At 72.2% G+C, this 11,452-nt stretch carries 11 protein-coding genes; 8 read left to right on the forward strand and 3 right to left on the reverse strand.

Translation table 11 applies throughout. The features are described 5' to 3' along the window. Positions 1–47: 47 nt before the first annotated feature. Positions 48–443: a RidA family protein gene (locus ACGFIM_RS29875; RefSeq protein ID WP_393206736.1), complete on the reverse strand. Its 396-nt coding sequence runs from the start codon at positions 441–443 to the stop codon at positions 48–50. A 123-nt stretch (positions 444–566) separates the two neighbouring features. On the opposite strand from ACGFIM_RS29875, the gene ACGFIM_RS29880 reads away from it, so the two are divergent. Next, positions 567–1,541 (forward strand): helix-turn-helix transcriptional regulator, encoded by a 975-nt coding sequence (locus tag ACGFIM_RS29880; protein WP_393206739.1) that lies wholly within the window; start codon positions 567–569, stop codon positions 1,539–1,541. Positions 1,542–1,855: 314 nt separating this feature from the next. Here ACGFIM_RS29880 and ACGFIM_RS29885 read toward each other — a convergent pair whose 3' ends face one another. Further along, complete coding sequence (locus ACGFIM_RS29885; protein WP_393206742.1) at positions 1,856–2,458, reverse strand: TetR family transcriptional regulator; 603 nt, start codon at positions 2,456–2,458, stop codon at positions 1,856–1,858. A gap of 67 nt (positions 2,459–2,525) precedes the next feature. Between ACGFIM_RS29885 and ACGFIM_RS29890 the strand changes: the two genes are divergently transcribed. The 6 genes from ACGFIM_RS29890 to ACGFIM_RS29915 all read left to right on the forward strand — a co-directional run bounded on the left by ACGFIM_RS29890 (position 2,526) and on the right by ACGFIM_RS29915 (position 9,125). Further along, on the forward strand, positions 2,526–4,544 hold the full coding sequence (locus ACGFIM_RS29890) for a HelD family protein (RefSeq protein WP_393206745.1): 2,019 nt from the start codon (positions 2,526–2,528) through the stop codon (positions 4,542–4,544). A gap of 121 nt (positions 4,545–4,665) precedes the next feature. Beyond that, the gene (locus tag ACGFIM_RS29895; RefSeq protein ID WP_393206748.1) at positions 4,666–4,932 is read left to right on the forward strand and encodes a hypothetical protein; all 267 of its coding nucleotides are present in this window, start codon (positions 4,666–4,668) and stop codon (positions 4,930–4,932) included. Between the two features lie 33 nt (positions 4,933–4,965). Continuing rightward, a complete protein-coding gene (locus ACGFIM_RS29900) occupies positions 4,966–5,562 on the forward strand; it encodes an NUDIX hydrolase (RefSeq protein WP_393206751.1) in 597 nt (198 codons plus the stop codon). 524 nt (positions 5,563–6,086) lie between these two features. Continuing rightward, the gene (locus ACGFIM_RS29905; RefSeq protein WP_393206754.1) at positions 6,087–6,746 is read left to right on the forward strand and encodes a lysophospholipid acyltransferase family protein; all 660 of its coding nucleotides are present in this window, start codon (positions 6,087–6,089) and stop codon (positions 6,744–6,746) included. An 82-nt stretch (positions 6,747–6,828) separates the two neighbouring features. Further along, positions 6,829–8,403: a penicillin-binding transpeptidase domain-containing protein gene (locus tag ACGFIM_RS29910; RefSeq protein WP_393206757.1), complete on the forward strand. Its 1,575-nt coding sequence runs from the start codon at positions 6,829–6,831 to the stop codon at positions 8,401–8,403. A gap of 251 nt (positions 8,404–8,654) precedes the next feature. Next, positions 8,655–9,125: an OsmC family protein gene (locus tag ACGFIM_RS29915; protein WP_393206760.1), complete on the forward strand. Its 471-nt coding sequence runs from the start codon at positions 8,655–8,657 to the stop codon at positions 9,123–9,125. Positions 9,126–9,353: 228 nt separating this feature from the next. Here ACGFIM_RS29915 and ACGFIM_RS29920 read toward each other — a convergent pair whose 3' ends face one another. Next, positions 9,354–9,635 carry a DUF3040 domain-containing protein gene (locus tag ACGFIM_RS29920; RefSeq protein ID WP_393206763.1) on the reverse strand — a complete coding sequence of 94 codons (282 nt, stop codon included), beginning with the start codon at positions 9,633–9,635 and terminating at the stop codon, positions 9,354–9,356. Positions 9,636–9,768: 133 nt separating this feature from the next. On the opposite strand from ACGFIM_RS29920, the gene ACGFIM_RS29925 reads away from it, so the two are divergent. Further along, positions 9,769–10,812, forward strand: coding sequence for an Rv2578c family radical SAM protein (locus ACGFIM_RS29925; protein WP_393206766.1), 1,044 nt, complete (start codon positions 9,769–9,771; stop codon positions 10,810–10,812). Positions 10,813–11,452 lie beyond the last annotated feature (640 nt).

Here is an 11,452-nt window from a genome sequence, read left to right on the forward strand (position 1 = left end):
GGGGACGGGCCGGGACTCGGCTGAGCCGGGCGGGCGCGGGGCCGGGGTCAGGCCACTGCCGTGCCCTCCAGTTCGACCAGCAGGCCGGGCAGGGCCAGGCGGGTCACGCCGAGCATCGTGGTGGCCGGCGCGACCCCGGCCGCGCCGAGCCGCGCCGCCAGCACGTCGTAGTGTTCGAAGAGCCGGTCCACGTCGGTGGTGTAGACGTTGAGCCGGACGAGGTCCGCCAGGGACATGCCGCCCTCGGCGAGCACCGCCTCCAGGTTGTCGAGGCTCAGCGCGAGCTGCGCGGCCATGTCACCGGCGTGCTGCGGCTTGCCGTCTGCGCTCATCGCGGTCTGCCCCGAGCAGTACAGCGTCCTGGTCTGCCCGGAGACCAGCTCGCCCTGGTTGTACCCCAGTGCCACCGACCACGGCCACGGGTTGACCGCCGTTCGCTCCATGGTGATATCGGCTCCTTCTGTATCGGCCGGCGCGCGGAAGCGCCGGCGCGGTCGTTCGCGTCGCAGTTCAGCCTTCCGACAAATCACGACATCTTGTGTCGTGTATCTCTGTAGGGTTTTCGCATGCGTGCCGACCGTTTGGTCGCGCTGGTGCTGCTGCTGCGCCGGCACGGCCGGATGACCGCCACCGCGCTGGCCCGCGAGCTGGAGGTCTCCACCCGTACGGTGCTGCGCGACATCGAGGCACTGTCGGCGGCCGGCGTCCCCGTCTACGCCGAACGCGGGCGGCACGGCGGCTTCGCCCTGCTGCCCGGCTTCCGTACCGAGCTGACCGGGCTGAACCGCGACGAGGCCCTCGCCCTGCTCGTCGCCGGGTCGCGGCGCGGCGCGCAGGCGTTCGGCCTCGGCTCCGCGCTCGCCTCGGCGATGCTCAAGGTGGTGGACGCGCTGCCGGACGGCCATCGCGACACCGCCGCCGGCGCCGCCGAACGCCTGCTCATCGAGCCCGAGACCGACCTGCTCGCCCGCCGGATGCCGGTGGACGAGGTGCCCGGCGAGGTGATGGCGGCGGTGCTCGGCGCGGTGTTCGCCGGGCGCAGGCTGCGGCTGCACTACGCCGCCCCCGGCCGCGAGCCGGTATGGCGCACGGTGGACCCGATCGGTCTGGTCACCGTGCGCGGGCGCGGCTACCTGCTGGCCACCCGCTCCGGCGAGGACCGCACGTACCGGCTGTCGCGGGTGCTCGCCGCCGAGGAGCTGGACGAGCCCGCCGAGCGGCCGGACCGCGTCGATCTCGACCGTGCCTGGCAGGAGCGCAGCACCCGGTTCCGCCACGGCGACGACCAGGTCACCGCAGAGGTGCTGGTGCATCCCGAGCGGCGGGAGGAGCTGGTGGGAACCGCGTTGGCCGTGCACGCCGAGGAGACCGGCGCAGACGGCCGGCTGCGGCTGCGGGTGTCCTTCCAGGACCGCAGGCACGCCGTGTGGGCGCTGTGGCAACTCGCCGCCGGCGCCGAGGCGCTGTCGCCGCAGTGGCTCCGCGACGACCTCTATGCCCGTGCCACCGCCATCGCCACCCGCTACGGTCCCCATCCCTGACCGCCCGCCACCAGACGGCGCCCTCCCCCTTGCCCATCACCGGCCTCCCCTCGGTCTCCGCCTCACCACCCACCACCAGGCGAAGCCCTCACCGCACCGCCCCCACACACCTCTCCGGCCGCGGCCTTGGGCGCGCTCTCCGTCCTGATCGCATGCCCGTCCTCGGCGCGCCGGCGGCCTCGGGGAAGGGAGTGGCACGCGGCACGACCGGAGATGCGCCGCAGGCCCGGGGGTGCGCGACCCGCCCGCCCGGGCCGCGCACGTCAGAGGCGTCGGGCGAGTACGCCCACGGCGATCAGATGGGCAACGCGGGGCTATGCGGGCAGCATCGCGAAGGCGCGCTCGGCGGCGCGCACCGCCTCCGACTCCACCTCGGCGAGCGGCCTGCCGCCCGCCAGCATCGCCCAGTTGCGCCGAGCGAGCACCCGCTGGGTCGACACCAGCAGCCCGGCGAGCAGGGTCGCGGTCAGCTCGTCGCAGGTCTCGGCCAGCGCCTCGGCGAGCAGCTCCTCGTCGCGCGCCATGTGCTGGTGCAGCCGGGCCAGCAGGCTGGGCGTGGTGAAGAAGACCATGCGGTGGTAGGCCACCACCTGGGGGTCGTCGTTGAGCCCCGTCACGGGATCGTGCCTGGCCAGGCCGTCGAGGAAGTGGCGGCGCAGCGCCTCGACCGGCGACTCGCCCGGCGCGCGCCCGCGCACGACGCGGGCCGACTCGCCGAGATGGTCGGAGATGCGGTGCAGGACCAGGTCCTCTTTGGTCGGGAAGTACTTGAACAGCGTCGGTTTGGACACGCCCGCCGCCGCCGCGATCTCCGTCACCGGCACCTCGTCGAAGCCGCGTTCAAGAAAGAGCGTGATGGCCGCCGATGAGATGGCCTCGCGCACGCGCTGCCGCTGCAGCTCCCGAAGTCCCGTCATGAGGCCCACCCTAGCAAAGTGTTAACCTGGTCAATCTCTTAACCGAGTTAACGCTTTGGGAGGTGTCATGGCGACGCTCGACGAGGAGCGCGCGTACGTCGAACGCTGCAAGGACGGCCTGCGCAGGATGCTCCAGGCCGCGCGCGAGAACGTCATCGTCGGCGAGAGCGTGGCCGGCGACAGATACAGCGCGGAACGGCTGGGGCGCCACCTGAAGAGCCTGGCCAAGGAGCTGAGCGAGGAGCCGGAGGGGCCGCCGTTCTTCGGGCGGCTCGACTTCGGCGAGGACGCGGGCGAGCACCGCGGCCGGGCCTACCACATCGGGCGGCGGCACATCGCGGGCGAGCACGGCGGCACGCCCGTGGTGGTGGACTGGCGCGCACCGGTCGCGCGCGCCTTCTACCGCGCCAGCGCCCGCGACCCCCAGGGCGTCGCCGTACGCCGGCGCTTCGGCTGGTCGGGCAGTACGCTGACGAGCTTCGAGGACGAGCGGCTCGGCCAGGGCGAGGAGGCCGAGAGCAGGATTCTCCAGGCGGAGATCGAGCGCCCCCGCGTGGGCCCCATGCGCGACATCGTCGCCACCATCCAGCCGGAGCAGGACGACCTGGTACGCGCCGACCTCTACACCTCGCTGTGCGTGCAGGGCGCACCCGGCACCGGCAAGACCGCCGTCGGCCTGCACCGCGCCGCCTACCTGCTGTACGCGCACCGGCGGCGGCTCGAACGCGACGGCGTGCTCGTCCTCGGCCCCAACCGCGCCTTCCTCGGCTACATCTCCGCCGTGCTGCCCGCGCTCGGCGAGATGGACGTCGAGCAGACCACGCTCGACCGGCTGCTCGCCACCGTCCCCGTCACCGCCGCCGACGCCCCGGAGACGGCCGCGGTCAAGCACGACGCGCGCATGGCGGACGTGCTGCGCAGAGCGCTCTACGGGCGCATACGCAAGCCGGTCGAGCCGGTCGCCGTCCCCGACGGCTCCTCCCGGTGGCGGGTCTACGAGGACGAGCTGCGCCGCATCGTGGACGACACCCGCCGCGAGCCCGTGCCGTACGCGGTGGGCCGCGAGCGCGTGCGCGCCCGCGTCGTCGAGGCGATCAGGCGCCAGGCCGAGCAGCGCGGCACCACCCCCAACGCCGCCTGGCTGCGCAAGATCGGCCGCGGCGTCACCGGCTGGCTCGACACGGTCTGGCCGCCGGTCAAGCCCGTCCAGGTCCTGTACGAGGTGCTGCGCGGCCCCTCCGGCGACGCCCCCGACCCGGCCCGCGGCCTGCTCACCGAGGCCGAACGCGCCGCGCTCACCTGGGACAGGCCGCCGCGCAGCGCGAAGAGCGCGAAGTGGTCGGCGGCCGACCTCGTGCTGCTCGACGAGATCGCCGCCCTCATCGAGCGGCCGCGCGGCTACGGACACGTCATCGTGGACGAGGCCCAGGACCTGTCGCCGATGGAGTGCCGGGCGGTCGCCCGCCGCAGCGAGCACGGCTCGATCACCGTGCTCGGCGACCTCGCCCAGGGCACCACCCCGTGGGCGGCCACCTCATGGCCGGAGCGCATGGCGCTGCTCGGCAAGCCCGATGCCCGCATCGTCGCGCTCACCACCGGCTTCCGGGTGCCGGCGGCCGTGGTCGATCTCGCCAATTCGCTGCTGGCCGCGCTGGAGGTCGAGGTGCCGCAGATCCGCTCGTACCGGTCGGACGGGCGGCTGCGCGTGACCCGCGTCGCCGACCTGCGCGAGGGGGTGGCCGCCGCCGTACGCGAGGCCATGGCGTTCGAGGGGTCGATCGGCGTCATCGCCGCCGACGCCGACGTCCCCACGCTCACCGCGGCGCTCCAGGGCATCGACGCGGGAGAGCGGCTCAGCGTCATGCCCGCCACACTGTGCAAGGGCCTGGAGTACGACCACGTGATCGTCGTGGAGCCCGCCGCGATCGCCGAGGCCGAGCGGCGCGGCCTCAACCGCCTGTACGTGGCGCTCACCCGCGCCGTCTCCCGCCTCGACGTCCTGCACCACCGCCCCCTGCCCGCGCAGCTCTCGATCCCGGCGGAGGAGGACGCGCCGGTCGCCGCACTGCCCGCGGAGGCCCGGTGACGCCGTCTCCGGGAGCGCTGAAGGCGGCTTGAGATGGGCCGATGCCGGGAACGAACGACTCGACAGCTCCGCCCACCCAGGCGTGTGATGTCGCGTCACCGCCTTTGAGAGAAGCCGGCCCATGACCTCACCTCATGACCCGTACGACGCCACGCCGCACACGCCCCGTGACGATCCCCGCACGAGCGATCAGATGCTGTCCATCATGGGGTTCGCCTGCGCGGCCATGGCCCTGCTGTTCATCCCCATCCTGTTCGGGCTGGGCGGCGTGGTGCTCGGCGTCATCGCGCACACGCGCGGCGAGCCGCTCGGCCGCTGGGCCGCCATCGCGGCGGGCGCGGCCATGCTGATCGGCACCATGCTCGGCATCCTGCTCACCACGACCTGACCCGCCCTCCCTACGGCGTGAGATCCTTGACCGATGTTTCCGCCCATCGACGAGCTGCGCGCGCAGGTCACCGCCCGGCTGGCCGCCTTCCGGCGGCGGCAGGTCCCGCCCGCGGGCGGGCTGCGCAGGGCCGGGGTCACGGTGTGCGTCCTGGAGGACGCCGGGCGGAGCCCGTACGTCGTGGTGATCCGGCGCTCGGCCAAAGGCCGCAACGCCGGCCAGTGGGCGCTGCCCGGCGGGCGCGCCGAGGACGGCGAACGGCCCGAGGACGCGGCGCTGCGCGAGCTGGCCGAGGAGATCGGCGTCACCGGGGTCGAGGTGGCCGGGCTGCTCGACGACTTCGTCACCGACTCGGGGTTCGTGATCACGCCGGTGGTGGCGTTCGGCGGGCGGCAGGAGCCGGTGGCCGACCCCCGCGAGGTGGCGTCGGTGCACGCCGTCCCGCTCGAACGCTTCCTCGCGCCCGGCGTGCCGCGCTGGCGGGGTGAGCTGCTGCAGATGCCGCTGGGGCCGTCCATCGTGATCCACGCGCCGACCGGGGCGATCCTGTGGCAGTTCGCCGAGGTGGCGCTACGCGGGCGCGAGCAGCGCGTCTTCGACGTCGCCCAGCCCCATTGGACCCGCACCTGACCTCCTCACCGCCCCTCCCCGCCGGACGCCCACCTGACCTGCTCGCCGGCCCTCCCCGCCGGACGCCCACCTGACCCCCTTACCGCCCCCGCCGAACCCGCACCCGGCCTCCTCACCGCCCACCCCTCGCCGGACCCGCACCTGCACCCTCGTCGTCCGTCCCCGCCCACCCCTACAGGACCCCCACTCGAATCCACACCATCTGTCCGATTTCGGGTGTTTTGCGGCGACGGGAAGTCCCTGCTCAGCGGCCACCGAAGGCCCGCCAACAGCGCCCCAAAGGGCGGGCACGATTACCTTCAGGGACCCCCGGTGTGCTTAACTCGAGATGCCGATGTGGTTTGTGTCCCCCGGGCCGCAAATTACCGCCTTCACGGAATACCGTTCGGCTGGAGCCGTGTTGTGCATCTCGCCGAGGAGGCGACCGCCACATCGGCCTCAACGCTTTCTCAGGCGCCCCGCAGCACCCGCGAGGCGCCTGCTCTATTGTGGGGTGGCCGTCAGCCGACGATCAGGAGAGCTCGTTGCTATACCACGTGGCCAAGTTCGCCTCGACGCCGCTCGTCCATGCGATGTGCCGCCCCCACATCTCCGGCGCCGCGTACGTCCCGCGTACGGGACCGGCGATCCTGGCCGCCAACCACCTGTCGGTGCTCGATTCGTTCCTGCTGCCCGCGCTGCTGCCGCGCCACGTGACGTTCACGGCGAAGAACGAGTACTTCTCCGGCGACCCCATCTCGGGCTTCTTCATGCGGCTCGGCCGCAGCCTGCCGGTCGACCGCGAGAGCGGGCGCTCGGCGCAGGCCATGCTGGAGGAGGCGGCCGCGCTGCTGGAGCGCGGCGAGCTGTTCGGCATCCACCCCGAGGGCACCCGCTCCCCCGACGGCCGCCTCTACCGCGGCAAGGTCGGCGTGGCCTGGCTGGCGCTGCGCACCGGCGCCCCGGTGCTGCCGGTGGCGCTCAGCGGCACCGACAAGGTGATGCCGTACGGCGCGAAGGTGCCGCGCCCCGCGCCCATCGGCATCGCGATCGGCGCGCCCATGCACTTCACCGGCGACCACACCAAGGCGCAGGACCGCCGCCGGGTCACCGACGAGATCATGGCCGCCATTCAGAGGCTGTCCGGCCAGGAGTACGTGCCGCGGTACGCCGCCAGCGTCAAAGCCGAGAATGGTATGTCCTGATTAGGAGCTCCCGCTAGTCTCGTAACTTGTCGTCGAGTGAGCGGGGGGCTGATCAGTGGCGCGGGGCCGTACCATCGCGATCGTGTCCGTGACCTCCGTGCTCGCGGTGGGTGCCGCGGCTGGGGGTGCCTACTACGTGCTGCACACGCGCGGCACACCCGTCGAGACCGCGCAGCGGTTCGCCGCCGCCTGGGAGGCGGGCGACAAGAACGCGATGACGAAGGAGCTGGCCAAGCCGCAGCAGCTCACCGCGTACGACCAGCAGCGCAGCGCGCTCGCCGTCGAGTCCACCAAGATCGAGCTGGGCCGGGTCACCGAGGGCGACGACCGGGCCAGCGTCCCCTACACCGCCACGCTCGGCCTGAAGAACGTCGGCGAGTGGACCTACCAGGGCAAGATCGACCTGGTGGTGTCCGACCGCACGTGGAAGGTCGACTGGAAGCCCTCGACGCTGCATCCCTCGCTGACCGGCGGGGAGAAGTTCGCGCTGAAGACCCGCTGGCCGCAGCGCGCCGAGATCACCGACAGCGAGGGCTCGCGCATCGACACCGGCGAGGCCGGCGGTTCCGTGCAGCAGCTCGTGGGCTACCTGGACAAGGCGACCAAGAAGGACGTCGCCAAGCTCGGCTCCTCCTACAAGGTCGGCCAGGCGGTCGGGCGCGGCGGGCTGCAGGAGACGTTTCAGAAGCGGCTCGCGGGCACGCCCACGACGGAGATCAAGCTCGGCGACAAGACGCTCAAGACCATCGAGGGCAAGCCCGGCGAGCCGGTGCGCACCACCCTCGACCCGCGCGCCCAGGAGGCCGCGGTGACGGCCGTCAAGCACATGAAGAAGCCCACGTCGCTGGTCGCGATCAAGGCGTCGACCGGTGAGATCCTGGCCGTGGTCAACACGGTGGGCGGGTTCAACAGGGCGCTGGACGGCCGCTACCCGCCCGGCTCGACGTTCAAGGCGGTGACCGCGATCGGGCTGCTCGCGGCCGGCATGTCGCCGCAGGACAAGGTCACCTGCCCCAAGTACTCCACGGTCGGCGGCCTGAAGATCCGCAACTCCGGCGAGGAGTCGTTCGGCTCGCTGTCGCTGCTCGACTCCTTCGCCCACTCGTGCAACACCACGTTCGCGCCGCTGGCGGCGCAGAAGCTGGGCGCGGACAAGCTGCTGAAGGCGGCCGAGAGCGTCGGCTTCAACCAGCCGCTCAACATCGGCGTGCCGGCCACCAAGGCGAGCTTCCCCCGGCCGCAGTCCGACGCCGAGCTCGCGGCCGAGTCGTTCGGGCAGGCGAGGATCACCGCCAGTCCGCTGTCGATGGCCTCGGTCGCCGCCGCGATCGCCGACGGCACGTGGCGGCCGCCGACGCTGGTGCCCGAGCTGAAGCAGAAGGCGAAGGAGCGCAAGCTGCCCGACGAGGTCAAGGAAGGGCTGCACCAGATGATGGCGGCCGTGGTGACCAAGGGCACCGCCAGCAAGGCCGGCCTGCCCGCGGGCACCTACGGCAAGACCGGCACCGCCGAGTTCGGCACCGGCGACGACCTGAACGAGCACGCCTGGTTCATGGGGTTCAAAGGGGACGTGGCGTTCGCGGTGGTCGTCGAGGGCGGGGGCGGCGGCGGTGCGGTCGCGGCGCCGCTCGCCGCCACGTTCCTGAAGAACTACTGATCCCCGCGCGCCCGCAGGACGGAGGCCATCTCGTACGGGTGCATGGGGCGCTGGACGACGGCGGTGAGCACGGCGAGCGCCGGCAGGTTGGTCACCGGTCGCCGCTTGCCCATGCCGCACTCCTCGCATCCGAATGTTCGCCCGCGAATCTACGTGTGCGGCGGACAAGAGCCACCCTTGAGAGATCTTGGCGATGCCGTTTCGCTACGGTCGTCCTGCCGAACCCCGACGAGAGTGAGGACGAAGCACCCATGAGCCGCCTGCACCACTACCGGACCGTGGTCACCTGGACCGGCAACAAAGGCACGGGCACCAGCGGCTACCGCGACTACAGCCGCGACCACGAGCTGGCCGCCGACGGCCGCGAGGCCATCCTCGCCAGCTCGGACCCGAACTTCCGCGGCGACCCGGCCCGCTGGAACTCCGAGCTGCTCCTGGTGGGCGCGCTCTCGCAGTGCCACATGCTCTGGTACCTGCACAAGTGCGCCACGGCCAAGGTCGTCGTGACCGACTACGTCGACACCGCCGAAGGCACCATGACCGAGACCGCGGAGGGCGGACACTTCACCGAGGTCGTGCTGCGGCCGGTGGTGACGGTGGCCTCGCCGGAGATGGTGGAGACGGCGATCGCGCTGCACGCCGACGCCCACAAGGCCTGCTTCATCGCCGCCTCGGTCAACTTCCCCGTCCGCCACGAGCCCACGGTCCGCGTGGCGGGCTGACCTCGATCCCCGGTGGCCCGCAGCGAGTTACGCCGGGCCACCGCAGGCGGCGCAACGCGACGTACGGACGGGGCGACGTACGGACGGGGCGACGTACGAGAAGACACGGTCTGCCGGCGCACGAGGGCACAGTCCATCGGCGGGGAGGCGTCACCGCGCCTCTCTCACACGAGAACGGAGATCCCGGGCTTCAGCGCGCCGCGGATGACGCCGACGGCGACCCGGATCTCACACGATGGCCGTCAGGGCCAAGGCGGCAGCGGCCTCATGGCGGAGCACCATGACCAGCAACGTCGCGACCAATGTGGCGATCAGGATCCAACTGATCAAGATGATGACCGTCGAGCGGCGCGGCCGGCGCTTGAGACCCGGCTGCCCCTTCGACCTCGCCTCAGCACGACGCACCCGCTCGTTGAAGGACTCAAGCCGAGCCACGAGCCGCGGATCGTCGTCGACGAGGTGCTGCTCGATCTGGGCCAGCATCCGCTCCTCGTCCTGCGACCAGGCCATAGGTGCACCTCCCGAACGCAAGCTCCGTGGCGTCTTTCTGCCCAACCATGAAGATCATTAGCCCCCCGCTGACCATGTAATTGCGGCCTCTTTTCGGTTTGCGATCAGCTCGAATATTTGTTCTAATCATGGCATGCGCTGGGACAACCTGCGCCTGGCCGGGCCCGGCCGGGACGATCCGGCCGTGCCGCTGTTCGCTCGCGGCGCGGTGACCCGAACGTTCGACACCCCTGAGTTCAAGGGGATGACCTTCTACGAGATCCAGGCCCGATCCATCATCAACCGCGTGCCCGCCGCGAGCCGGGTGCCGTTCGAATACACGATCAACCCCTACCGTGGGTGCACCCATCGCTGCGTCTACTGCTTCGCCAGAAAGACCCACGAATACCTGGACTTCGACGCCGGGGCCGACTTCGACTCGAAGATCGTGGTGAAGGTCAACGCCGCCGAGCTGGCCCGCAAGGAGCTGGCCGCACCGCGCTGGGGCGGCCACCACATCGCCATGGGCACCAACGTCGACTGCTACCAGCGCGCCGAGGGCCGCTACAGGCTGATGCGCGGCATCCTGGCCGCGCTGCGCGACGCCGCCAACCCGTTCTCCATCCTCACCAAGGGCACGCTGATCCTGCGCGACCTCGACCTGCTCACCGAGGCCGCCGACGTGACCGAGGTGGGGGCCAACGTCTCGGTCGGGTTCGTCGACCAGGAGCTGTGGCGGGCGGTCGAGCCCGGCACTCCGCATCCGCGACGGCGGCTGGAGACGTGCGCGACGCTCAACGACAACGGCATCGCCTGCGGCGTGCTGATGGCCCCCATCCTGCCCTACCTCACCGACTCCCCCGCCCAGCTCGACCGCACGGTCAAGGAGATCGCCGACTCGGGCGCCACCCACCTGTCCCCCATCGTCCTGCACTTGCGCCCCGGGGCCCGTGAGTGGTGGCTGTCGTGGCTGTCCCGCGAGCACCCGCGGCTCGTCCCGCGCTACCTGGAGCTGTACGGCCGCGGCGCCTACGCGCCGAAGGCGTACCAGCAGCGCGTCATCGGCCTGGTGCGCGAGCTGGCCGAACGCCACGGAGTCGGCCGCGCCACCCCCGCCGTCGCCCGCCGCCTCCCTCCCCCCGCCCGCTCCGCTCCCAGGCGACCCGTCGCCGAGCCCGAACAACTACGCATGCTGTAGCGAGCGAGCCGGCTCTCTTCGCCGGTGCGGCGCCCGGAGCCGCCGCGGCATGGCAAGGACCGCGACGTCGCCCGTCGCGTGCGACTGCCCGCCCGGCTGCGCCGCCTGACCGAAGGCCGCCGCGGAGACCCGCCGCACTCGCCCCAGTGCGCGACATCCCCGAGGTGCGCGGCCTCCGCGAGATGAGCAGGTACGCGACCTACGCCGGGTGAGCGAGGTAGGCGACCCGCGCAGGGCGAGCCCCCCCACACGGGATGGGCGACCTCCCCGAGGCAAACCAGGTACACGACCCGCACGGGGTGGCGGCCCGGCCGAGGCGGGCGCCCTGGCCGGGCGGGCAAACCGCGGAGGCGGGCGCCCTGGTGGGGCGGGCAAACCGGCCCGAGCCGGCCAGGCACCGGAGCGGCCGAGCGGGGAGAACACCAAGGCGGGCGACCGAGCGAGCCGAGCCAGCCGGGCACCGGAGCGAGCGAGACGTCCAACCGGCCCACCCGATGGGCTGGGCCTGGCGTCCGGAAAAGGACGGAGGGTGGGGCAGGCGAGACGCCGGAGCGGCCAAGCGGGTCGGACCCCGACGCGGCCGACCGAGCAAGCCTGGCACCAGAGCAGGCATGACGCCCAACCGGGCGAGACACCGACG

Origin of the sequence: Nonomuraea sp. NPDC049309 (assembly GCF_043196965.1) — a bacterium.
Classification (GTDB): Bacteria; Actinomycetota; Actinomycetes; order Streptosporangiales; family Streptosporangiaceae; genus Nonomuraea; species Nonomuraea fastidiosa.